A 24,838-nucleotide genomic window follows, 5' to 3' on the forward strand; every position below is an offset into this window, starting at 1 on the left:
CGAAAGAGAACGAGGGAGTATTCCTACGGCGGTTAGTGCTGCATAGCTGAATCCGGCCGGGATTTGCGGTAGATTTGCCCACCGCGCCGGCCCGGCTGCGGCGGCCGGCGTGGTGGGCGTGGCCGGCCTGTTCTCTCCTGTTCCGAAGCTCCATGACTGAATCTGAACAACCTGCTGCGCCGGCTGACGAGCCTGAACCCGGCCCCACGACGCCCGAAAAAAAAATGCGCGACGACGAATTCCGCGCGCCCGCCTTGCGCCGCGAGGCGGCCCGCTTTAACGCGCCCGGCACCGGGTTTCCGGTGGTGGCGCTGGGCGGCTCGGCGGGGTCGCTGACGGCGTTCGAGCAGTTTTTTCGGGCCATGCCGGTGGGCAGCGGCATGGCGTTCGTGGTCATCACCCACCTCTCGCCCGACCAGGGCTCGGAGCTGGCGCAGGTGCTGCAGCACTTCACGGCCATGCCGGTGCAGGAAGCGACGGACGGGCTGCACGTGCGGCCCGACCAGGTGTACGTGATTCCGCCGAACCGCGACATGAGCCTGCTGCACGGCACGTTGCTGCTGTTTGCACCCACCCAGCCGCCGGGCCGCCGGCTGCCCATCGACTTTTTTTTCCAGAGCCTGGCCAAGGATGCGCGCGAGCGGGCGGTGTGCATCATCTGCTCGGGGCTGGGGAGCGACGGCTCGCTGGGGCTGAAGATGGTGATGGAAAATTTTGGGATGGTGATGGTGCAGGACCCCACCACGGCCGAGTTCGACTCGATGCCGCGCGCGGCGCTGGCCACCGAGTTTGTGGACTACGTGCTGCCCGCCGCCGACCTGCCGGCCCGCCTGCTGGAGTATGTGCGCCACCCGCCGCACCGCCCCCGCCGCCCCGACGACGACCCCGGCCAGACCAAGCCGGCGCACGCGCTGCAGAAGATTTTCCACCTCATCCGGGCCCAGACGGGGCACGACTTCTCGTTCTACAAGCGCAACACGGTGTTCCGGCGCATCGAGCGGCGCATGAACGCGCACCAGATTACCGATTTTACGCACTACGTGCGGTTTTTGCAGGAAACGCCGGCCGAAGTCACGGCCCTGTTCAAGGAACTGCTGATTGGGGTGACCAAGTTTTTCCGCGACCGCGAAGCGTTTGAGCAGCTGCAGGCGCGGCTGCTGCCGCTGCTGCGCCACAAGCCCGACGGCAGTACCGTGCGGCTGTGGGCCCCGGGCTGCTCGACGGGCGAAGAGGCCTACAGCCTGGCCATTGTGCTGCTCGAAGCCCTGGACGGCGTGGAGCGAGGCAAGCACCTGAGCATCCAGATTTTCGCCACCGACATCAACCCCGACGCCATCGACGCGGCCCGCACCGGCGAATACGCCGGCAGCCTGGTGGCCGACGTGAGCACGGAGCGCCTGCGCCGCTTTTTCGCGAAAACCGAGGGCGGCTACCGCGTGAAAAAGGAGGTGCGCGACGCCGTGGTGTTTGCCGTGCACGACCTGAACAAGGACGCGCCCTTCACCAAGCTCGACGTGCTGGTGTGCCGCAACTTGCTCATTTACCTGAGCGCCGAGTTGCAGAAAAACCTGATTCCGATTTTCCACTACGCCCTGAACCCCGGCGGGCTGCTGCTGCTGGGCCCGAGCGAGAACCTGACGGGCTTTCAGGACCTGTTTCAACCGCTCGATGTGAAGTGGAAGCTTTCGCGCCGCACCGAGCTGCCGTCGTCCATCACGCGGCTTTCCAATTTTTCGTTTTCGCTGGGCCGGCAGCCGCTGTCGGCCCTGCCCCTTGCCCCTTTGCCCGGCCCCATGCTACCCGCTACCACCCCCAAAGAAGGCCCGTTTGCCGCGCTGGTGCAGCGCGTGCTGCTGCGCCAGTACACCCCGCCCGCCGTGGTGGTGAATGCCAAAGGCGACATTCTGTACGTGAACGGCCGCACCGGCCGCTTCCTGGAGCCGGCCCCCGGGCTGGGGGCCATGAACGTGTTCGACATGGCCCGCGAGGAGCTGAACTACGAATTGAGCGCCGCCGTGCACAAGGCCCAGGCCACCCGCGAGCCCGTGGTGCTGGAGGGCGTGAAGCTGCGCCTCGACAGCGGCGTGCAGCTGCTGCGCCTCACGGTGAAGCCGTTGCTGAACGAGGGCGAGCCGCTGGCCGGCCTGCTGCTGGTGGTGTTTGAGGAGCAGCCCACGCCGCGCCGGCTGCGCCAGGGCAAAGCCGCCGCCGCCGACGCGCCCGATGCCCAGTCCCAGGGGCTCGAAAAGGAGCTGCAGTACACCAAGCACCGCCTGCAAACCACCATCGAAGAGATGGAAAGCAGCCTGGAGGAGCTCAAAAGCACCAACGAGGAGCTGCAGAGCGCCAACGAGGAGCTGCAAAGCACCAACGAGGAGGCCATGACCAACAAGGAGGAGATGCAGAGCCTGAACGAGGAGCTGATGACCCTGAACATGCAGTACCTGAGCAAATCGGAGGAGCTGGGCCAGGCCGCCAACGACATGAAGAACCTGCTCGACGCCACGGAAATTGCCACTGTGTTTCTCGACCACGACCTCGTCATCAAGCGCTTCACGCCACCGGTGCACCGCATCATCCCGCTGCTGCCGTCCGACGTGGGGCGGCCCATCACGCACTTCGCCAGCTCGTTGCGCTACGACAACCTGGCCCAGGACCTGCGCCAGGTGCTCGACCGCCTCACGCCCATCGAAGCCAATATCCAGACCACCCAGGGCGAGTGGTACGCCATGCGCGTGCTGCCCTACCGCACCCTCGACAACTACATCAGCGGCGCCGTCATCACCTTCACCGACATCACGGCCCTGAAAACCCTCGAAGCCCAGCTCCAGGAAAGCACCCGCTTCGCCGAAAGCATTGTGGAAAGCATGCGCGAGCCCCTACTCGTGCTCGATGCCGACCAGCGCGTGCTGGCCATCAGCGGGGCGTTTGCGCAGCTGTTCGGGCTCGATGCCGAGCGCACCAAGGGCCTGCCGCTGCGCGAGCTCGACGGCGGGGCCTGGCAGCAGCCGGCCCTGCGCCAGCGCCTGCAGGACGCCCTGGAGCACCCTGACCAGCCCTTCGCCGATTTCGCCTACGCGGCCGATTTTCCCGGGGCCGGGCCGCGCCGCCTGCGCCTCTATGGGCGGGCGCTGGTGAGCCACGGGATGCAGACGGGAAGGCTGCTGCTAGGGGTGGCGGAGGGGTAGGGGCAGTTCTTACGTTGCGCCTCACCCCCCGGCCCCCTCTCCCCAGGGAGAGGGGGAGCCAGCCGACAATCGCTGCATTATAGCCTGCTAAATCCTTTAACGCCTACTTGGCTCCCCCTCTCCCTAGGGAGAGGGGGCCGGGGGGTGAGGCGCACCGTCAGAACGACCCTACTCGGCTCCCCCTGGGGCCGGGGGGTGAGGCGCTCCGCCTGCTCTGCCCGAACAAAGCCAAACTCCGTTCCTATCTTCATCGTGATGGAACACCACCGCGAAGACTATATCCTTAGCGCCGATAAAAGGCAATATGGCAAGCTCGATTTGAAAGGGCGCGCCCGCGCCATGCGCCACCAGCCCACCGCCGCCGAAGACGACCTCTGGCAGGCCCTGCGCGGCGGCCAGGTAGGGGCAAAGTTCCGCCGCCAGCATCCCATCGACCGCTACATCGTGGATTTCGTCTGCATCGACGCGAAGCTGGTGGTGGAGATTGATGGCGGCAGCCACCTCGATGCCGACCAACGCGACTACGATGCCGGGCGTACGGCGCTGCTGGCCGAAATGGGCTTTCGGGTGTTGCGCTTTGCCAACGCGCGAGTGCTGGGCGAGTTGGAGGCAGTGCTGGTCGGAATTCAGGCGGCACTGCATAGCGGGCGGTAGAGTAGTTCTGGGCCTCACGACTGGGTTATTCTGCTAAAAACATCCCACCCACTCGTCCGGTTGTGTGCCGCGCCGGTTATGCCTACCTTACATCATCCACCTCACCTGTTCTGCAATGCCTGCCGCTACCCCCGCCGACCCCACCAGCCCCCACGCCCAGGAGCAGGCCCTGCGCGCGCGCGCCGAAGCCCACCGCCGCCTCGTGACGCAGGCCGCCGCCCCGCTCGCGCCCGAAGAAACCCAGCGCCTGGTGCAGGAGCTGCAGGTGCACCAGATTGAGCTGGAAATGCAGAACGAAGAGCTGCTGCTGGCCCAGGCCGAAGCCGAGCAGGCCCGCACCCGGTACGTCGACCTCTACGAGTTTGCCCCGGTGGGCTACTTCTCGCTGTCCGAAGTCGGGGCCATCGAGCAGCTCAACCTGTGCGGCAGCCAGCTGCTGGGGCCGGTGCGGCAGCGGCTGCTGGGGCGGCGCTTCGCCCTGTTTGTGGCCCCGGCCCAGCGACTGGAGTTCGGGCAGTTCCTGGCCCGCGTGTTCAGCACCGACACCACCCAACGCGCCGAGGTGCGCCTGCTGCGCGAAGACGAAACCCTGTTCCACGGCCTGCTGGAGGGCCTGCGCGTGCTCACGCCCGCTGGCCCGCAGTGCCGCCTGGCCGTGCTCGACGTGACGGACCGCCGCCGCGCTACCGACGCGCTGGCCACCAGCGAGGCCCGCTTCCGCAAGCTCTTCACCGACAGCCACGACGCGGTGGCCCTGTTGCAGGGTTCCCTCTACGTCGACTGCAACGCCGCCGCCCTGCGCCTGCTCGGGGCCGAGCGGCGCGACCAGCTGGTGGGCCACCCGGCCTGGGCGCACACCCCCGAGTTTCAGCCCGATGGCAGCCGCACCATCGACCAGCTGCGCGCCTGCCTCGACGCGGCGCTGGCCGCCGGCTCGACGCGCTGCGAGATTCTGATGCGCCGCGTGTCGGGAGATGAAATCTGGGTCGAGGCCGTATTCACGCCTATCGAGGTGGGCGGCCCGGCCCCGCTGGTGCACATTCTGTGGCGCGACATCACGGCCAGCCGCGCCGCCGCCCAGCAGCTGCGCGCCAGCGAGGCCCGCCTGAGCCTGGCCCTGGCCGCCTCGCAAACCGGCGTGTTCACCTGGGACTTCGCCACCCGGCAGGTGGAGGGCGACCCCGCCGTGCAGGCCATGTTTGGGCGCGCGTCGGGGCCGGGCTTTTTCCCCTTGGAAGACGTGCAAAACCGCATCCATCGCCACGACCTGCCCCGGCTGTGGGGCGGCTTGCAGGCGGCCATTGCCGTGCAGGAACCGCTGGAGGTCAGCTTTCGGGTGGTGTGGGCCGACGGGTCGGTGCACCACCTGGGCCTGGCCGGCCGGGTGGTTACCAACGAGCCGGGCCACGCCACGGGCTTCACGGGCGTGCTGCGCGACGTGACCCGGCAGCGCGCCGCCGACGAGGAGCTGCACTACAAAAGCCTGGTATTGGAGCGCATGCTGCACCGCATGCCCATGGTGCTCACCCGCCTTAAACCCGACGGCACATATATTGAATCGGAAGGGGCCGGCCTGCAGGCCGTGGGCATTGAGCCGGGCAGCCTCGTGGGCCACAATGTGCACGAGATGTACCCCAACGTGCAGCCCGAGCTGGTGCAGGTGCTGCAAGGCGGGCAGGCCGAGTTCCTGGCTGAGATTCCGACTGCCGCCGGTCTGCCGGTGGCCTTTCAGAACTACGCCTTTTTCGACGAGCAGGGGCAGCAGGTGGTGGTGCTGGCCGTGGATGTAACGGCCGCCGAGCAGCAGCGCCGGCAGCTGCAGGCCGAGCAGGATTTCACCCGCAACCTGCTCGAAAATAGCGTCGACTGCATCATCTCGCTCGACGCGCAGGGCCGCGTCACCGTCTGGAACGCCGAAGCGGCCCGCTACTTCGGCCTGAGCGCGGCCCAGGCCCTGGGCCGGCCGCTGGCCGAAGTGGTGCCAATGCTGGGCGAATACTCGCTGCGCGAGGTGGCCCGGGCGCTGGCCGGCGAGCGCATCGACCGCTTCAACCGCGAGTTTCAGCTGCGGGCCGGGCGCTACGATGCCCACCTCGTGCCCCTGCCGTCGCCGGTCGAGGGCCAGTCGGGCGGCGTGCTCGTCATTCTGCGCGACGTGACCGAGCGCGAGCGCCTGGCCGAAGAAGCCACCCAGCTGCGCCTGCGCCAGCAGCAGGAGGTGCTGGCGGCCATTCTCGAAACCCAGGAAACCGAACGCAAGCGCATTGCCGAAGCCCTGCACAACGGCCTGGGCCAGCTGCTCTACGCCACCAAGCTCAGCCTCGACAACCGGGGCGAGCTGCCGCCCGCCCCGCGCGATTCGCTGCGCCTGCTCGAGGAAGCTATTCGGACCACCCGCACCATTTCCTTCGAGCTCACGCCCGGTATTCTGGAAGATTTCGGCCTGCGCATTGCCCTCGAAACCCTGGTGAAGCGCATTGCCCCGGCCCGCCTGCCCGTGCACCTGCACCTGCGCAACCTCGACCAGCGCCTGCCCGCCCTGGTCGAAATTGCCGTGTACCGCACCGTGCAGGAGCTGCTCAACAACGTGATGAAGCACGCCCACGCTACCGAAGTTGAGGTGCACGTGGCCCACGAAAACGGCCGCCTCTACGTGAGCGTGGAAGACAACGGCCGCGGCTTCGAGCCCGCCTTGCTGGCAACCGAGCCGCTGGCCGGCATCGGGCTGGCCGGCGTGCGCAACCGCGTGGCCCTGCTGGGCGGCGAGCTGTCGGTGCGCTCGCAGCGGGGGCGGGGCACCATTATCAGCTTCGATGCGGAGGTGTGAAGCCGGGCGCCACAGCTTTACGACAAAGTTGCGGGAGAGCTTTGCGGCGCCGGTTGCAACCCGGCCCGGCAACCCGTGTCGGGTTGTCGGGGCAATGAGTGACGGGCCCGCGAAAACGACCTTTTGATGATGACTGAAGAGTACGGAAAGAATGCCCGGCCACCAGGCCGCCGGGGAAAACTGTGGCTGCCGTTGCTCCTGTTGCTGGCCGCTACGCTGGGCGCGCGGGCCCAAACCACGGGCCGCATCGATGGCATGCTGCTCGACGCGGCCAGCCAGCAGCCGCTGCCCTTTGCGGGCGTGGTGCTGCTGCGGGCTTCGGATTCGACCTTCGTGACCGGCGCGCAGTCGTTGGAAAGCGGCGCTTTCGTCCTCGAAAAAATCCCGCTGGGTAGCTATGTGCTGAAAGCCACCGTGGTGGGCTACCGCACCGGCCGTCGCGCCGTGGCCCTGACCAGCGCCGCGCCCGAGCTGCACCTGGGCCCGCTGCGCCTGCGCACCGCCGCCACCAAGCTGGCCGAAGTGGTGGTGAAGGGCGAGCGCGCCATCGTGACCGACAACCTTGACAAAAAGGTCATCGACGTGACCAAGGACCTGACCGCCACCGGCGGCACCGCCGTGGATGTGCTCCAGAACGTGCCTTCGGTGACGGTGGACCAGAGCGGGGCGGTTAGTTTGCGCGGCTCGACCAACGTGCGCATTCTGGTGGACGGCAAGCCCACGGGCGTGACGCTGGACCAGCTGCCGGCCAGCTCAATTCAGAACATTGAGGTGGTGACGAACCCGTCGTCGCGTTACGACGCGGAAGGCTCGGCCGGCATCATCAACATCGTGCTCAAAAAGGAGCGGCAGGACGGCCTGAACGGCCAGGCCAGCGCCACGGCCGGCACCGGCGACAAGTACAACACCTCGCTGAGCTTGAACTACCACAAGGGCAAACTCAACGTGTTTGGCTCCTACGACTGGCGCGACGACCGCCGCACCGGCTACGGCTCGGTGCGCCAGCGCAGCCAAACCGCCACCGGCCCCGTAGAGTTGAACCAGGACCGCACCGGCGTGTTCCGGGGCGTGTCGCACGCTGTGCGCCTGGGTTTCGACTACGCCCTCACGCCCGACCAGACGCTGACCCTGACCGTGCAGCCGCGCTACAACTCGCAGGACAACCGCGAGGAAATCACCTCCGCGCAAACGAACCTGACGACCGGCGACTTGCCTTCGCTGGGCAACACCTTGCGCTACAATACCAATGCCGGCTACGCCAAACAGGCCGATTTCAGTGTGGACTACCGCCGCCTCTGGCCCGAGGAAAAAGGCCGCGAGCTGACGGCCAACGTCATTTATACGCCGGTACACATCAACCTCGGAGTGAACTCGACGGTGAACTACCGCGACAAGCCCACCGAGTACCAGCAGCAGCGGTCCGACACGCAGAGCGACCTGGCCTCGGCCCAGCTCGACTACGTGCGGCCGGTGGGCGAGAAAGGCCGCTACGAGCTGGGCGCGAAAAGTATTTCGCGCCGCTCCGACGACGACTACCGCTACACCAGCCAGCCGGTGCTGGCCTACAACCCCTCGAACCGTTTCATTTACCGCGAGTTCATTCAGTCGGCCTACGGCACGTATGCCAACGTATTCGGCGCGTTCAACTACCAGCTGGGCCTGCGCCTGGAGCAAACCAACACTCGCGGCGACCTGGTGGCCACCGGCATCACCGACCCGAGCTTCACGCGCAGCTATTTCAGTTTGTTTCCGAGCGCTGTGCTGGCCTACGATGTGAGCACCGAGCACCGCGTGCAACTCAGCTACTCGCGCCGCATCCAGCGCCCCAGCGCCGACGAGCTCAACCCGTTTCCTGACCGTTCGGACCCGTTGAACCTGCGCGCGGGCAACACCTCGCTGCGGCCCGAGTTCGTGCACTCGCTGGAGTTAGGCGACCAGCACTTTTTTGGGGGCGGCAGCTCGGTGAGCGCCACGGCGTTTTACCGGCTCGAGGAAAACACGATTACCAACATCCGCGACCCATTCTTTTATGATGTCGTCACCAACTCCACCGTCACCAACACCACCCGCCTGAACGTGGGCCAGGAAACCAACTACGGCCTCGAAGCCGTGGTGTCGGCACCGGTTACCAGCATCTGGAAAGTGAGTCTGAACGCCTCGGCGTTTCGGCGCATCATCAAGGGCTCGGCCCCGACCAACGTCGATTTCAACACCAGCAACGTGGTGTACACGAGTCGATTGAATACCACGGTGTCGCCCACCAAGGCGCTCGATTTGCAGCTTTCGGCCAACTACCGCTCGCCGGTGGTGTCGGCCCAGGGCCAGCGCCTCACCCAGTTCAACGCCGATTTCGCCGCCAAATACAGTGTGCTCAAAGACAAAGGCAGCCTCACGCTGCGGGTGTCCGATATCTTCAATACCCTGCAATTCAACTTCAACGCCGCCGGCGCGGGCTTCGAGTCGGTGGCGCGCAACAAGCGCGAGTCACGCATTGCCTACTTGGGCTTCAGCTACCGCTTCGGTAGTGGCACCGCCGCCCCGCGCCCCAAGCGCCGCGAGGAGCCGGCCGACGAGCGCGGCTTCGAGTAGTAGCAGGCTGCGCCCGAACCATATGCCCTAAATTTGTGGTTTGGCAGCGGCTACGATTGTTGCCTCACCGACGCTATTTTCTTCTATTTGCCATGTTTGCATCGTTTCGATTGTTTCTTTTCTCGGCCTGCGGGGCCGCCATGCTAGGCCTGAGCAGCTGCGGCGACAGCCAGCAACCGGCCGCTTCAACCAGCCCGGATGCTGCGGTTGCACCCGCCGCCAAGCCCGCCGCCGCGCCCGTAACCGAGGCCCGTTACGAATGCCCCATGGGCTGCGCCGGCAGCCAGAGCGCCAAGCCCGGCAAGTGCCCCGTGTGCGAGATGGAGCTGGAAAAGAAGTCGTAGCCGCTGGTTAGTAAAGGCTGGTTTCGGGCATAATTACGCAGGTTTTTGGGTGAATTCTGTGCGAACTTCGGCTTGGACAAAACGTAATTTTACTCCACTGCCGGCCTGATTGCCGGCTGGGCGTTCGGCCTCAAGGCCGTGCGGTTTTTCTTCCCTAAACTCACTCTGGCCATGTCCACGCTTCAATTCAAAACCACCATCAACTGCGGCGGCTGCATCAAAGCTGTTACGCCCGCTCTCAACCAGGCCGTCGGGGCCGGTAACTGGCAGGTCGATACCGCCAACCCCGCCAAAATCCTCACCGTGACTTCTGACCAAGCCACCGCCGCGCAAGTCGTGCAGGCTGTGGAAGCCGCTGGCTTCGAGATTCAGCCCGCCGCTTAGTCAGCCGCCAGTCGCAACGAAAAAGGGCCGTCCCAACGTGGGGCGGCCCTTTTTTGTGGAGCGCTGAATAATTACTGCACCACCAGCTGGCGGCTGGTCGTCAGCTCGCCCACTTGCAATTTCAGCAGGTACATGCCGGCTGGCAGACGGTCGAGTACCAGCTCCTGGCGGCCGGTCTGGCGCTGGGCTACCGTGCGCACGCGCTGGCCGGTGGCATTATACACGTTCAGCTGCACGGACTGCGTGCCGGGCACGGTGTAGGCCAGCGTGGCGGCGGCGGCGGTGGGGTTGGGGTATATCGAAACGTCCAGCGCCTTATCGGCGGCGCTGCGGGCGGCCAACACGCCGCTGCCCAGCTGAAAGGCCACGTACTGGTTGCCGGGAATGGCGGTGAAATCGGGATTGACCCCCAGCACCGTGGTACGGCCGGGAATGGTCGGCAGCACATCGGTGAGGAACACGCCGTCGGCATCGGTGTAGCCGGCAAACAGCTCGATGCGGCTGCCCGCACCCACCGAAACGCCCGCCGCGCCCAGCGCCGCCAGCGGAATCTCAATCTCTAGCCCCACGTTGCCGGTGTTGGCCGTGAGGGCCGGCGTGTTGAAGTAGGCAAAGCGCGCACCGGCCAAATCGAGCGTAGCCGGGGCCACTACCACGCCGCCGGTTTTGGTGCCCGCCCCGAGGTACGTATCGTTGCCCGGCACGATGGGCGCACCCGTCACGTACGAAACCCGGCTGAAATACACGTCGTTGGCCGTGGCCGACGTTGGCCCTACCGATACTCGGAAGCCGTAGTCGGCCTGCATATCGAGCGTGGGGCGGTGCTTGAGGGGCGACGGACCGTTGTTGCCGCCGATAAGCTGCTGCCCGGCCGGCGCGCCCGGCTGCCCGGCCGTGTTCAGGTATAGCACCAGGGCGCGGTAGCTGCCACCGGCCGATTCGGCCGAGCCGGCCAGCAGCAAATTCAGCGTGGTGGCGGTGCTGCCCACGTACAGTGCCTGCAAGCCCCGGTCGGCTTCGGAGTGCGGGCCGGTATATGTGGCGGCGAGCTGATATTGGCCTGGCCCGGTGCCGATTTCGGCCGCCGAAGCCTGGCCGTCGACGGTGAACTGCGCCGTAGCGGCCGTGGTGCTGGTCACGAATTCTACCTCGTCGAGCCGGGCGGTCTGGCCCGCGCCGGCCGTTGAGCGCAGCCCGATTTCGCATTGCCCGTTGCTCACCACAATGTTGGGCACCTGCACCGGCACCCAGTTGGCCGAGGTGGGCAACGTGGTGGCCAGCTCCGTACCGCCGAAGCCGCTGGCGTAGAGCTGGCACTGCGTTTGGCCGCCGCTGCTTTGGGCGCGGGCGCGCAGCATGTAGGTGCCATTGGGTACGTTGGCCAGCAGCTGGTAGGTGCGCACCTGGTAGGCCGTGGCCTTCTGGTGGGTGAGTTGGTAGAGGCCCGCCGCTCCGGGAGCCTGCGTAAAATCGGCATCCGCATCAGCCGTTGAGGCGGTGCTCCAGCCCAGCGGCGTTTGGGTGGGGCCGGTGAATTCGAAGCCGGGATTCACCAACAGGCCGGCGGCCGGCGGCACGTTGCGGAAGGCTTGCAGGGCGGCCGTGGGCCGGCCGGCGGTGTTCCAGGCGCTCAGGCCGTAGTTCATCCAGTTGTAGGCCTGGGGCTCCCAATACAGTACGCCGAGGCCCTTGTTGCCGGGCACGGCCCGGGTTTTGGTTTGCAGGTCGAGCAGCATTTGCTGGGTTGGGATTGGCGCGTCGGCGGGCATGCCGGTTTCCACCACCATCACCTCTTTGCCAGGGTAGCGCACCACGAGGTCGTTCATATTGGCTTGGCACTGCGCCGTGAGCGTGGGCCAGTCGGTGATGCTGGGGTAGAGCGACAGGCCCATCACGTCGAACCGCGCGTTATTAGCCACTAGCCCGCCGAAAATGTAGCGCGAGGTGTTCACGTTGAAGCCGTTGGAAACGTGCGCAATCACCTTAATATTCGGGTTCGAGGCCTTCACGGCCGCGTAGCCGCGGTCGAACAGCTGGGCAAACTGGGCCATGTTGGTCGAGGCCTTGCCATCGGGCCAGAGCATGCCGTCGTTGGTTTCGTTGCCTACCTGCACCCATTCGGGCGTGATACCGTTGTTTTTCAGCAGCTCCAGCGTGCTGAAGGTGTGGTCGTACACGGCCGTGAGCAGCTGCGCAAAAGGGTAGGCGGCCCAGGCGGCGGGTTTGTTCTGGCGGCCAGGGTCGGCAAATTCGTCGCTGTAATGAAAGTCAATCAGGATGCGGTAGCCCGCCGCCTGCGCCCGCTGCGCCTTGGCCAGCACGTCGGCCGGGTTGCTCCAGCCGCCGGCCGGGTTCACCCACACCCGCAGCCGGATGGTGTTCATATCGTAGCCCTTCAGCACCTGGAAAAGGTCCTGCTGCACGCCCGTTTCGGTATAGAAGCGGTAGCCCGACTGCTCCATCTGCGTCACCCAGCTCACGTCAGCTCCTTTGGCGAAGGGTGCGGCCGTTTGGGCGCGGGCTTGGGGGGCGAGGGCTGCCAGCAGGCTCAGGAAGAATAGAAGTCGTTTCATGACAATCGAATTGAGGTAGTTATTTTAGTTAAACGATTGTGTAATCGGCCTAAAGAACGTCATGCTGAGCGGAGTCGAAGCATCTCTACCGTAGTAGTAAATGATTAGTTTGCGCAGTAGAGATGCTTCGACTCCGCTCAGCATGACGTTCTACATAGTAAGCATCAACTATTCACAAACGTGGCCACCTCGCCCGAGTACGTGAGCGTGAGCTGGTGCATGGCGCGGGTGCAGGCTACGTATAGCATGCTTTTGTCGACTTCGGTCTGGTAGGAGCGGGCCGAAGCAAAGGGCACGATGACTTCATCAAATTCCAGCCCTTTCGCGAGGTGGGCCGTCGTGATGATGATGCCCTCTTTGAAGTGCGTGGATTCCTCGGTGAGCAGAAAAATTCCCTCGGCCTGCAGCGCCCGGTGTGCCTGCTCAGCCTGCCGCAGCGTTTTGCAGATGATGCCCAGCGACTGGTTGCCCGAGCTTTTAAAATCCGCAATCAGGCCTTTGATGGCCTGTAATTCCTCCTGCTCGCTGCCGAAGTGCAACACCGCCGGCTCCGGCCCGTGTCGCTCCAGCGGGATGATGTTGGGGTTGGGGGTGATGCGTTGCGCGAAGGCCGTAATCTCCATCGTGGAGCGGTAGCTGCGGTAGAGCCGCACCACCTCGGCCTGCGGAAACACGCGCTCGATGGTTTCGGCCGACGACGCGCTGTACGGATTCACCGTCTGGCTCACATCGCCCAGAATGGTTTTGCGGCAGGCGAACACGCGGGCCAGTACGGCGTACTGCACCGGCGTGTAGTCCTGCATTTCATCTACCAATAAATGCTTGACGTGGTCGTAGGCCGACATGCCTTCGAGCCGGATGCGCAGGTAGATGAAGGCGAACACGTCGGCGTACTCCAGGCGCTGGCGGTGGTCGAGCCGGAACAAATCGGGCTTGCCCGCCCAGCGGTAAAAATCCCGGTACAGCTCCATCACCTGGTGGAACTTGAACATGCGCGGAATGGCCTCGCCGATGACGTTTTTCTCGTGGTTGCTGAGTTTGCGCTTGGTGGCGTCGCGCACGAAAGCGCGCACCTCCTCGGCCACCAGCGCGAAGCGTTTCAGCAGCGGCACCCGATGGAAGGTTTTGAACTTGGCCAGCATGAATGGCAGCGGTACCAGCGTGCTGCCCACGCGCAGCTCCTTCACCACGAGGTAGTTGTTCTCCACGTACAGCAAATACTGGTTCAGCTGCGTGAGAAAATCGAACGACGACTTGTAACGAATGCGCTCGATGAAGGCTGGGTGCGGCTTCTCCAGCAGCATCGAAACCTGTTCGAAAAACGTCTGGAACGGGTGCTGGTGCTCGAGCAAATCGGCGGCCAGCTCCTCCATAATCAGCTCCGGAATGTGCTCCTCACCCAGCTCCGGCAGCACGTTCGAGATGTAGTCGGCAAATACTTTATTGGGCGAGATGATGAGCACGTCCTTGGCCCGAATCGTCTCGCGGAAGCGGTACAACAGAAACGCAATGCGGTGCAGCGCAATCGAGGTTTTGCCCGAGCCGGCCACACCCTGAATCACCATCACCGGCGCGGTTTCGTTGCGAATCACCGCGTTCTGGTCGCGCTGAATAGTAGCGACGATGTTCTTCATCTTATCATCCGACGATTTCGCCAGCTCGCGCTGCAGCACGTCGTCGTGGATGTTCACACCGTTTTCAATCATGAACTCCATGCGCCCGTCACGGATTTTGTACTGGCGCTTCAGCTCAATCGTGCCCTGCATCGGCCCGGCCGGCGTGACGAACGAAGCTTCCCCCAGCTCATAATCGTAGAATAACGACGAGATGGGCGCCCGCCAGTCGTAAATCAGGCTCTGCCGCTGCCGCTCGTCCAGAAAGGAGTAGATGCCGATGTATACCGGCCATTTCTCCTTGCCCTGCGGCACGAAATCGATTCGCCCAAAGTAAGGCGACTGCCCCAGCTTCAGCAGCTTGCGCTTGCGGGCCACGGCCGCCTCGCCCGTAAACGCCATGCGGTTGATGGACTGCTCGGCGGCCACCATATCGGCCTCGTCCATACCCGACTGCTGCTCGTGGATGTACTGCTTCTTCTCCCGCAGCTCGTCCGAAGCCTGGCGCACGTCGCCGTCAATCCGCCGAATGGCTAGCGTCAGCTTCTCCTTGATTTCTTCCAGGTATTCTCGTTCTTCTTTTTCCGTCGCGTTCATCCTGGGTGGTGTTTTTCTAAAAATGGATGGCAAAGGTCGGGGCGAATGCCAGAGTGAGTTGATGCGCGACGCCCGAGCGGTGTAGGGGCGGGGCTTGCCCCCGCCCGGTCGTTGGCTTCGTTGGTTTCCATTTGAGCGAGCTCGTTGCAGTGGTGCGAACGTGCGGGCGGGGGCAAGCCCCGCCCCTAAATCCTTCAACAGTTCATTATTTACCGCAGCTCAACCGACTCCACGTCCACGCTCGCCGGGCTGCCTGCTACAGAGGCCGCGTCCCACACCAGCTGCAACACCTCCGCATCGGCCAGTTTCAGCGGCGACGTGGTAGCGGCTTGGTAGCTGAGCGGACCGAAGCCGGGGTAGGGGCGGGGCACCAGCAGGCCCGGCGCGGCGCGCAAGGCGTTGAGCGGCACCACCACTTCCTGCATGGCCGCGCCCGCCGTCAGCGCTACCGGGGCCGCGTAGCTCACGGCATCTTTGGTGGTGAGCTGCAGGGTGATTTTCGCGTCGGGCTGGCTGCAGCGCGCCCGAATGACCACCTGCGTAAATCGGCCCAAGTCCTCGGGCCGGCCCACCAATCGGTCGCCAAAAAATGCCCGTAGGCTGGCGGCCGGGCCGGTAGCGGCAGGCTGCCCGGCGCGTGCCGGGCCCTGCACCAGGCGCAGCGCCAGCGTGCCGTCGGGGGCGGGCACGTAGTCCGTCCAGGCATTCGGGGCTAGGCCGCGGGCTTCAATGCGCTCCTGGTCGCGGTCGGCGCGGAAGAGGGGCAGGGGCGAGTTCGCCAGCACGATGGGCACCGCGAAATGCTCGGCGTGGGCAAAGTCCCAGTCGCGCGGCTGGCCGGCAAATGCGCCGGGGAAGGTAGTGGCTTTGCTGCCCTGCTGCACCACCAGCCAGTAGCGCAGCTCGCCGGCATATAGCAATTCATCGGGCACGCGGGCCGCGTAGGTGGCGTAGGCCGTGGCGCGCATGTGCACGGTGCGGGTGCGGCCGTAGTAGTGCTGCGCCACCAGAAACACGCTGTCGGCCGCCGCCAGCCCGGTGATGGTGGCCGTGAGGCTGAGCGGCTGGCCGGCGGTGGTTTGCACCGGCGGCGTGTGCCGGGCCTGCGGGCCTAGGGCCGTGGGCGCGGGCGCTACAAATTCGCCCAGCTTAATATGGTTGAAAGTGGTTTGGGCGGTGAAGGCGGACGTGGATTTGCCGGACGCAGCCAGCAGGTACACGCCGGGGCGCACCCGCACGTTGCCGTTGGTAGCCGTGGCCTGGGCTGCGTTGCCCTCGTTCAGCCCACGCAACGAAAACGACGAGCCCAAGTCGCCCAGCGCCACCTGCAGCGGCTGCTCGTTCCACAAAATCTGCGTTACCACTTTCTCCGGCGAGGCTTTTTCGAACGGGTCGCGGATGGCCACGACGTCGGGCATAACTTCGAGCCGCCACACGCCGGAAGCCAGCTTATCGAGGAAATACGCACCGGTGCCGCCGTAGCGCACCACCTTGGAGGAACCCACGCCGGCCAGATGCGCCAGCTTCGCGGGCTGCTGCGGGGCCGTAGCGGTATTGGCAGTGTAGTAGAATTCGGTGGGCGCATTCAGTTCGCTCAGTTGCTGGCGGTAGCTGATGTGGAAGTCGCTAAACACAGAATCCTGCGGGTAGCGGCCGAACTGCTGCCCGCGCCCCACCGTGCGAAAAACCTTGCCCGCGATGAGCATACTCAACGCCTTGGCCGGCGTGTAGGCCAGGTTCAGGTAGTGGGTCTGGTACTCGGTGTTGGCGTGGGCCAGGGCCAGCGGGTCGTAGGCAAACTGCGTGGCCCATTGGAAGCCGGCGGTGCGGAAGCTGCGGGCCATGAATGGGTACATAATCGGCTGCAGAATGTCGGCCGACTCGAACTCGTACACCATCTTGGCCTTCGATTTGAACCGCGCATCGCCGCTGAACGGAATCGGGTACTGGTCGACGTAGGGCAGGAAATTGCCGCGCAGCGTGTGTCCCGCCACCAGCCCCTGCGGGTACCACTGAAACGTCAGTCCATCCACTTTCGCATTGAGAATAGCCTCGTACACATCGGGGTTTTCCGACACGTTGTAGAACACCGGCTTGCGGCAGCCCGTGGCCCTAATGGCGCCGGCCATGCGGTTGGCAAAGCTGGTTATCGGCGCTTCGGGCTTGCCATACTTTGGCTCGTTGCACACCTCAAAAGCCAGAATATCGGGGTCTTCACGGTTCAGATTCTTCGTGTAGGCGTTGCGGTGGTTGAGGAACTGCGTGAGGTAGCGCTCCTGCGCCGCGATGGCGCGCGGGTTGGTGTAGGCTGCGCCCTTCGAGTAGATGCTCGAAAAGCCGGTGCCTGAGTCGTTTTCGGGGTAGCCGTTGTTCCAGTAGGCAATGGGCGTGAGGATGATTTTGATGCCGCGCGCTTTAAGCTCGTTCACCAGGAAATCGAGCAGGCGCAGGTGCTCATTTTCCAGCAAATTGCCCACCGTATCGGTGATTTCCACGTCCCAGACGTGCACCCGGAAGGCGTCCACGCCCAGTCGGCTCAGGTGGTACACATCCTGCCGGATGGCCTGCTCGTGGCTCACCCCCAGCCGCTGGTGCGCGCGGTAGGCGTAGGCAAACGGCGTGGTGTAGTTCACCCCAAACAGCGCCACTTCCTGCTTATTCTTCTGCCAGCGCAGCACACCGGCCTTGTCCACAAACACGTCGCCGCCCGGCGCGGTGGCTGACTTTTGGGCCGCTACGAGCCACGGATTCAATAAAAAACTAAGGCTGAATAGTAGCAGCGACAACAAACGCACGGGCATAGAAACCAACGATAAAAGGCAAAAGGAAAATCCAACGGCGAAGGTACGGCTGCTACCGTCTACACAAACGATTGCGCGATTCCAGTAAATCAGCCGTACTTTTCGGCGCGGCAGCTGAGTGCCGGCCGGCATTTTTGCGCCTTCTTGCGTAAGCTAACCGGCCGCTGGCTGGTTGCTATTTCCCGCTCTTCTTCCCGCTATTCCATGTCCGATTCTCTGGCCCAGGCCGTGCAGGCCGATTTCCAACAACGCTACAGCTACGCGCCGCTGCTGGTGCGCGCCCCCGGCCGCGTCAACCTCATCGGCGAGCACACCGACTACAACGCCGGCTTCGTGCTGCCCGCCGCCGTCGATAAGGAGATGGTGTTTGCCGTGGGCCTGAACGGCGGCGAGCAAATCCGCCTCTTCGCTCACGACCTCAACGAAAGCCTGGAACTGCCCAACGCGGCCGACATCAGCCCCACCGAAACGCACTGGGCCAACTACCTGCTGGGCGTGGCGGCCCAATTCCAGCTGCGCGGCGTGGCCGTGCCGGGCTTCGACTGCGTGCTGGCCGGCACCGTGCCGATGGGCGCGGGCATGTCGTCGTCGGCCGCCGTGGAGTGCGGCCTGGCTTATGCGCTGAATGAGCTGCTGAAAACCGGCTTCGAAAAAATGGACCTGGCCCGCATGGCCCAGCTGGCCGAACACACCTACGCCGGCGTGCAATGCGGCCTGATGGACCAGTTTGCCAGCGTGTTCGGCCGCGCCGGCCAGGTCGTGCGCCTCGACTGCCGCTCGCTCGATTACCAGTATTTCCCCTTCGATACCCAGGCCTGCCGCATCGTGCTCGTGAACTCGGGTGTGAAGCACAGCCTGGCTTCCTCCGAATACAACACCCGCCGAAAGGAGTGCGAGCGCGGCGTATCCGTGCTCCAGCAGCACTACCCCGAAATCACGGCCCTGCGCGATGCCACCATGGAGCAGCTCGAAGCTCACCGCAGCGAGCTGGGTGGCACGGTGTTTCGCCGCTGCTCCTACGTGGTGCAGGAAAACGCCCGCGTCGAAGCCGCCTGCCGCCACCTCGAAGCCGGCGACCTGGCTGCCTTTGGCAAGGAGATGAACGCCAGCCACGCCGGCCTGCGCGATGACTACGAAGTAAGCTGCGTGGAGCTCGATGTGCTGGCCGAGGCCGCACTGGCCGCTCCCGGCGTGTTCGGCTCGCGCATGATGGGCGGCGGCTTCGGCGGCTGCACCATCAACCTGGTGGCGCCCGATAAAGTAGACGCCTTCATAGAGAGCGTGAGCGCCGCGTATGAAAAGCGCTTCGGCCGCCGGCCCGAAACCTACCAAACTACAATTGTGGACGGGGTAGGGGCAGTTTGAATGATGTAGAGACGCGATACTTCGCGTCTCGGCGTCCGCGCAATGCGGGTGCCGTTTAAGCCGTATCGTTCAACGCCGAGACGCGAAGTGTCACGTCTCTACATCGTTTTAAATAATCCAACGCCATGTCTTTCGATTCCACCGAACACCCGCACCGCCGCTTCAATGCCCTCACGGGCGAGTGGGTCCTTGTGTCGCCGCACCGCTCGAAGCGGCCCTGGCAGGGCCAGCAGGAAGAACCCGAGCAGGAGCACCGCCCGGCCTACGACCCCACCTGCTACCTCTGCCCCGGCAACCCGCGCGTGGGCGGCGAGGTGAATCCCAAGTACACCGATACCTATGTGTTCAACAACGACTTCGGGGCGCTGACGGCCGACGTGCCCACCGGCGGCATCGACGAGGGCGGGCTGCTGCGGGCCGAGGCCGAGTCGGGTATCTGCCGCGTCATCTGCTTCTCGCCGCGCCACGACCTCACGCTGCCGCAGATGACCACACCCGCCATTCGCAAGGTGGTGGATTTATGGGTGAGCGAATTTGCGACGCTCGGCGCGCGGCCCGATATCAATTACGTGCAGATTTTCGAGAACAAGGGCCCGATGATGGGCTGCTCGAACCCGCACCCGCACGGCCAGATTTGGGCGCAGCGCACCGTGCCCGGCGAGCCCGCCAAGGAAACCGAGCGCCAGCTGGCCTACTACCAGGAATACGGCCGCACGCTGCTGGCCGATTACCTGAAAGTCGAGCTGGAGAAAAAGGAGCGGGTGGTGCTCGAAAACGAGCATTTCGTGGTGCTGGTGCCGTTCTGGGCCGTGTGGCCGTTCGAAACCATCGTCATCGCCCGCCGTCCGGTGCAGGACGTGACCCAGCTCTCCGACCCCGAGCGCGACGCGCTGGCCGACATTCTGCGCCGCCTCACCATTCGCTACGACAACTTGTTCAGCATCAGCTTCCCGTACTCGGCCGGCCTGCACCAGCGCCCGACCGATGGCCAGGAGCACCCCGAATGGCACTTGCACATGCACTTCTACCCGCCGCTGCTGCGCTCGGCCACGGTGCGCAAGTTCATGGTGGGCTACGAGATGCTGGGCGACCCGCAGCGCGACGTCACGCCCGAGTTCAGCGCCGGCCGGCTGCGCGAGCAGTCGGAAGTGCACTACAAGGGTGCAGTAGAGTAAGCGCTTGGTTGGAAATAAACGGTCATGCTGAGCGCAGTCGAAGCATCTTTACCGCGTAAGTATTCCTGTCGATTAGGTTTACTATTGCGGTAAAGATGCTTCGACTGCGCTCAGCATGACGACCAAATTTTAAGCCCAACTCCAGCCACCAACTTCAAGCAGGACTCATCGGTTTATCACGGGCCGGCTGCTACATTTGAACCACCACCATCACCAAAATCCCACCGCTTTGTCGCAAAAACGAGCCTCTATTTCGGATATCGCCAAGGAGCTGAACCTGGCCGTGTCGACGGTTTCGCGGGCCCTGAGCGGGCATTCGCGCATCAGCAAAGCCACCCGCGACCGGGTGCAGGCGCTGGCCGAGCAGCTCAACTACCAACCTAACCACCTGGCCGCCGCCCTGCGCAAAGGCCACAGCAACACGCTGGGCGTGATTGTGCCCCACGTCGACGGCCACTTCTTCTCGCAGGTGATGAAGGGGGCTGAATCGGTGGCCAACCGCGCCGGCTTCAACGTGCTGCTCTGCCAGTCGAACGAGGACTACGAGCAGGAGCAGAAGAACGTGGTGACGATGATAAACGCGCAGGTCGATGGCATTCTGGTGTCGGTGGCCCGGCCCACGCCCGATTTCGCCCACTTCGATAAAATCCAGAAGCGCGGCATCCCGCTGGTCTTTTTCGACCGCATCGTGGACAGCCCCGAGCTGAACGCGGTGGAGCTGGACGATTTCCAGGGCGGCTACCAGTCCACGAAGCACCTGCTGGAGCAGGGCTGCCGGCGCATTGCCCACTTCGGCGGCCCGCAGCATCTACGCATCTACATTAATCGGTTTGGCGGCTACCGCCAGGCGCTTAAGGAGTTTGGCATTGAAGTAGAGGATGACCTGGTCATCTTCAGCGACATGTGGGAGGCCGACGGCCGCACCGGCATGGAGCAGCTGCTGGCCCTGCCCAACCCGCCCGACGCCGTGTTCTCGGCCAGCGACTTCACCATTGCCGGCGCCATGCGCGTGCTCAAGGAGCGCGGCTTGCGCATTCCGCAGGACGTGGCCCTGGCCGGCTACAGCAACGAAAGCTTCTGCTCGCTCACCGAGCCCAACCTCACTTCTGTCGACCAGCGCCCCGAGGAAATGGGCCAAGCCGCCATGCAGCTGCTCATGGAAATGGTGCACGACACCGGCGACGTGGCCGTGGCCCCGCGCAAAGTCGTCATCCAGCCCCGGCTGATGAAGCGGGAATCGTCGATGAAGGGAAAGAAGTAGGCCAGTCGGGTGCGTCTGGAATAAAATAGAACGTCATGCAGAGCGCAGCGAAGCATCTTGCCCGCAGGCAGTAACACGATTGAATTGCGTTGCGCGGGCAAGATGCTTCGCGGCGCTCTGCATGACGGCCTTCCGGTACCCGTTCTGAACCTTGCTCCAACCTGTGAAAGACTACCTCCTGTTCGTTGATACCGAAACCTCGGGCATCCCGCGCGACTGGAACAAGCCGTATTCCAGCCGGGGCAACTGGCCGCACATCGCACAGTTGGCCTGGGTGGTCTACACCCGCGAAGGTGTGGAGGTGAAGGCCGAAAACCACTACATCCAGCCCAACGACTACGACCTCGACCCAGCCGCCGGAAGCGTCCACGGCCTCACGCCGGAGTTTTTGCAGGCCAATGGCGAGTCGCGCCACGCTGTGATGCAGCTACTGCACCGCGACCTCACGCACTACCAGCCGCTGGTGGTGGCGCATTTTATGCAGCTTGATTTTCACATGGTGGGCGTGGGCTTTCACCGCGCCGGCCTCACCAACCCCATGCTGGGGCTGCCCACGTTTTGCACCATGCGCGCTACCGGGCCGCTGCTGCGGCACTCCACGCAGGGCTTCCTGCGGCTGCCCGAGCTATACCAACGACTGTTCAAAGAGCCCCAGCCCGGCGAGCACGATGCCCTGGCCGACGCGTACGCCACCGCCCGCAGCTTTTTTGAGATGCAGCGGCAGGGCCTCATCACGCCGGAAATTATGCGCCAGCAAGGCCCGCCGGTGGGTTTGCAGCCGCCCATGCCCGCCAGCCGCCGCCTCCAGATTGGCGTGGCCCCGTGGCTGGCGGTGGGCACGGTGCTGCTGGTGCTGCTGGCGTTTTTGCTGATTGGGTGAGGGGGAAGTATTAACATCCAGAACAGCATAAAAAAGAACGTCATGCAGAGCGCAGCGAAGCATCTTGCCAGAGGTAGTAATTCATGACGTTACAACGATTGAGTTAGTGGTGGCGGGCAAGATGCTTCGCTGCGCTCTGCATGACGTTCTACTTTTACTTACACCTACTCACTACCCCATCCATGTCCGATAAGCTCGACTTTCTCCGCACCGTGGCACCCTTTGACCTGCTGCCCGACGACGTGCTGGCTGAAGTCGCCGAGGGCTTGCAGGAGGTGCGCCACCCGCGCGAAACCACCATCTACCTGCAGGATGAAACCAAGCTGCGCGGGCTCGATATCATCGTGCAGGGCGAGTACGAGACGTTTTTCTATGACAGCCAGCAGCACCGGCGCGTGGTGGAATACACCCGGCGCGGCGAGTGCTACGGCGGTATATCGCTGCTGCTGAACAAGAAACGCTCGCTGCGTACCGTGGTGGCCAAGCGCGATACCCGCGTGTACTTCCTGCACCGGCGCGAGTTTCTGGCGCTATGCCAGGGCTACGAGAGCTTCTTCCACTTCTTCACGGCGCGCTACGGACGGCGGATGCTGGACGAGGAATACGCCAACTTCGTGCGGCCCGCCACGGGCGGCAGCTCCAGCTCCAGCTACCTGGCTTCCGACCAGCTGTTTTCGCGCCGCATCGAGACGCTGGAGCTGCGCCCGGTGCTGCTGTGCGCGGCCTACGTGCCCATTTGCGAGGTGGCCCAGCGCATGGCCGCCGCCCGCACCAGCTGCTACTTCATCACCAACGCCGACGTGGACGGCCACGTCATTGGCTACGTGACGGATATTACGCTGCGCGACAAAGTGGTGGCCGGCTTGGCCGATGCGCGTCTGCCCGTCGAAACCATCGTGGATGCGCCGGTGGTCAGCATCAGCTCGCGGGCCTTTGTGTATGAGGCCATTCTGTTGATGTTTCGGACCAAGACGCGCTACTTGCTGGTGGAAACCGATGGCGAGTACGTGGGCTTCATCAGCCGCAATAAGCTGCTGACCGACGACCAGGCCCAGTCGCCGTTCATATTCATTCAGTCCGTCAAGCAGGCGCAGGCCGTGCCCGAGCTGCGCCGCCGCTGGGAGCAGGTGCCCGAAATGGTGTACCAGCTGCTGAACCGCGGCGTGAAGCCCGAAATCGTGAATCAGGTCATCACCACCGTTTCGGATACCATTGCGCTGAAGCTGATTGAGGGTGCCATTGCCGAGCTGGGTCCGCCTCCGGCCCGCTTCGTGTACATGGTGCTGGGCAGCGAGGGCCGCAAAGAGCAAACCCTGCTCACCGACCAGGACAACGCCATCATTTATGAAGACAAGGCCAACGAGCAGCGCGAGCTGGTGCGCGACTACTTCTTGAAATTCGCCGGCATGGTGAGCGACCAGCTCAACGAAATCGGCTTTAGCTACTGCGACGGCGGCTTCATGGCCAAAAACCCGAAGTGGACGCACTCGCTCTCGCACTGGAAGCGCAACTACGTGGAGTGGATGAGCGATGCCAACCCCGAAACCGGCATGCAGTTCGCCGCCTCATTCGATTGCCGCTACCTCTACGGCGACGCCACCATCATGGACGAGCTGCACGAATTCCTGGCCCTGGAGCTGCAAAAGCCCACCGACCGATTCTTCCACTACCTGGCCGTGAATGCGTTGCAATACGAGCCGCCGCTCACCTTCTTCCGCAACATCCGCACCTTCGCGCACGGCGACCAGCAGGTCTTCAACCTGAAAAAAACCATGTCGCCCATCGTTGATTTGGTGCGCATGTACGCCCTTAAACACCGCATTTTCGCCACCAACACCGGCGAGCGCCTCGACGCCCTGCGCGCCCAGGGCGTGTTCACCGAGCGCGAAACCCAGGAGCTGCTGCAGGCTTACTACTACCTGATGGGGGTGCGCCTGAAAAAGCAGGCCGCCCAAATCATCCGCGACCACACCGTGCCTGATAATTACCTCGACCCCAAATCCCTCACCAAAGTAGAGCAGGTGACGCTGAAGGAGATTTTCAAGGTGATTGCCGATTTTCAGCTGAAAATTAAAGTCGGATTCACAAAGTCGCTGGGGTAGGGGCAGGGCCTATTTCCGGCGCATTTCTGCGCGCCGCATGGGCATTTTATCTACCGTGCCGAACAGGTCGGCGGGTGGGATGGGGCGCTGGCTTTTTTCTTTCACGCCGCCGTCTTTGCCGATGAGGACGACGGAGAACGTGGGCAGTTTGAGCCCTGTCCGCTGCATCAGATATTGCCGGTCGGTGGCTGAAATCTGGTCGTAGAGCAGTTCCAGTACCAGAAAGTCGCGGTCGGCCAGCTCCTGCGGGTGTGCGGCCAGCAGGGCTTTTTGCGTTTTGAAATCGGCTTGTTCGGCGTTGGGTGCGGCGATGAGTAGCACGCGTTTGCGGTCGCGACTTTCGCGCAGGGTTTGTGCCAGGGGCTTGGGTTTGGGAATCTGGGCGGTGCTGATGAGTAGCAGCGCAAGTAGGAGCGGAGCGGCGAAAAGCGCGGAAATTTTCATGAGGCAGCAGTAAAACCCAATAATGGCATAGAGACGCGTGA

Annotated in this window: 15 protein-coding genes; 11 read left to right on the forward strand and 4 right to left on the reverse strand. The window is 63.9% G+C overall.

Annotated elements, in window-relative coordinates:
• Positions 1 to 152: 152 nt before the first annotated feature.
• The 6 genes from MON38_RS16850 (at position 153) to MON38_RS16875 (ending at position 9,986) form a co-directional block, all read left to right on the forward strand.
• The gene (locus tag MON38_RS16850; RefSeq protein ID WP_241937316.1) at positions 153 to 3,188 is read left to right on the forward strand and encodes a CheR family methyltransferase; all 3,036 of its coding nucleotides are present in this window, start codon (positions 153 to 155) and stop codon (positions 3,186 to 3,188) included.
• Positions 3,189 to 3,443: 255 nt separating this feature from the next.
• A complete protein-coding gene (locus MON38_RS16855) occupies positions 3,444 to 3,842 on the forward strand; it encodes an endonuclease domain-containing protein (protein ID WP_241937317.1) in 399 nt (132 codons plus the stop codon).
• A gap of 115 nt (positions 3,843 to 3,957) precedes the next feature.
• Positions 3,958 to 6,669, forward strand: coding sequence for a PAS domain S-box protein (locus MON38_RS16860; protein ID WP_241937318.1), 2,712 nt, complete (start codon positions 3,958 to 3,960; stop codon positions 6,667 to 6,669).
• A gap of 192 nt (positions 6,670 to 6,861) precedes the next feature.
• Positions 6,862 to 9,258: a TonB-dependent receptor gene (locus MON38_RS16865; RefSeq protein WP_241937319.1), complete on the forward strand. Its 2,397-nt coding sequence runs from the start codon at positions 6,862 to 6,864 to the stop codon at positions 9,256 to 9,258.
• Positions 9,259 to 9,350: 92 nt separating this feature from the next.
• The gene (locus MON38_RS16870; protein ID WP_241937320.1) at positions 9,351 to 9,602 is read left to right on the forward strand and encodes a heavy metal-binding domain-containing protein; all 252 of its coding nucleotides are present in this window, start codon (positions 9,351 to 9,353) and stop codon (positions 9,600 to 9,602) included.
• Between the two features lie 171 nt (positions 9,603 to 9,773).
• Positions 9,774 to 9,986, forward strand: coding sequence for a heavy-metal-associated domain-containing protein (locus tag MON38_RS16875; protein ID WP_241937321.1), 213 nt, complete (start codon positions 9,774 to 9,776; stop codon positions 9,984 to 9,986).
• A 71-nt stretch (positions 9,987 to 10,057) separates the two neighbouring features.
• Here MON38_RS16875 and MON38_RS16880 read toward each other — a convergent pair whose 3' ends face one another.
• The 3 genes from MON38_RS16880 to MON38_RS16890 all read right to left on the reverse strand — a co-directional run bounded on the left by MON38_RS16880 (position 10,058) and on the right by MON38_RS16890 (position 17,522).
• Positions 10,058 to 12,559 carry a glycosyl hydrolase 53 family protein gene (locus MON38_RS16880; RefSeq protein ID WP_241937322.1) on the reverse strand — a complete coding sequence of 834 codons (2,502 nt, stop codon included), beginning with the start codon at positions 12,557 to 12,559 and terminating at the stop codon, positions 10,058 to 10,060.
• 164 nt (positions 12,560 to 12,723) lie between these two features.
• The gene (locus MON38_RS16885; protein WP_241937323.1) at positions 12,724 to 14,769 is read right to left on the reverse strand and encodes a HelD family protein; all 2,046 of its coding nucleotides are present in this window, start codon (positions 14,767 to 14,769) and stop codon (positions 12,724 to 12,726) included.
• A gap of 209 nt (positions 14,770 to 14,978) precedes the next feature.
• Positions 14,979 to 17,522, reverse strand: coding sequence for a cellulase family glycosylhydrolase (locus MON38_RS16890; protein ID WP_241937324.1), 2,544 nt, complete (start codon positions 17,520 to 17,522; stop codon positions 14,979 to 14,981).
• Positions 17,523 to 17,774: 252 nt separating this feature from the next.
• Between MON38_RS16890 and galK the strand changes: the two genes are divergently transcribed.
• The 5 genes from galK (at position 17,775) to MON38_RS16920 (ending at position 24,353) form a co-directional block, all read left to right on the forward strand.
• Complete coding sequence (galK, locus tag MON38_RS16895; protein ID WP_241937325.1) at positions 17,775 to 18,935, forward strand: galactokinase; 1,161 nt, start codon at positions 17,775 to 17,777, stop codon at positions 18,933 to 18,935.
• 125 nt (positions 18,936 to 19,060) lie between these two features.
• Entirely contained in the window at positions 19,061 to 20,110 is a 1,050-nt protein-coding gene (locus tag MON38_RS16900; RefSeq protein WP_241937326.1) for a UDP-glucose--hexose-1-phosphate uridylyltransferase, read from the forward strand.
• 229 nt (positions 20,111 to 20,339) lie between these two features.
• Positions 20,340 to 21,371 (forward strand): LacI family DNA-binding transcriptional regulator, encoded by a 1,032-nt coding sequence (locus tag MON38_RS16905; RefSeq protein ID WP_241937327.1) that lies wholly within the window; start codon positions 20,340 to 20,342, stop codon positions 21,369 to 21,371.
• A 163-nt stretch (positions 21,372 to 21,534) separates the two neighbouring features.
• Positions 21,535 to 22,251 carry a 3'-5' exonuclease gene (locus tag MON38_RS16910; RefSeq protein ID WP_241937328.1) on the forward strand — a complete coding sequence of 239 codons (717 nt, stop codon included), beginning with the start codon at positions 21,535 to 21,537 and terminating at the stop codon, positions 22,249 to 22,251.
• Between the two features lie 182 nt (positions 22,252 to 22,433).
• On the forward strand, positions 22,434 to 24,353 hold the full coding sequence (locus MON38_RS16920; RefSeq protein WP_338423784.1) for a DUF294 nucleotidyltransferase-like domain-containing protein: 1,920 nt from the start codon (positions 22,434 to 22,436) through the stop codon (positions 24,351 to 24,353).
• Positions 24,354 to 24,362: 9 nt separating this feature from the next.
• Here MON38_RS16920 and MON38_RS16925 read toward each other — a convergent pair whose 3' ends face one another.
• Entirely contained in the window at positions 24,363 to 24,797 is a 435-nt protein-coding gene (locus tag MON38_RS16925) for a DUF4174 domain-containing protein (RefSeq protein ID WP_241937329.1), read from the reverse strand.
• Positions 24,798 to 24,838 lie beyond the last annotated feature (41 nt).

The sequence above is a fragment of the Hymenobacter cyanobacteriorum genome, from assembly GCF_022631375.1.
GTDB classification, from domain to species: Bacteria; Bacteroidota; Bacteroidia; order Cytophagales; family Hymenobacteraceae; genus Hymenobacter; species Hymenobacter cyanobacteriorum.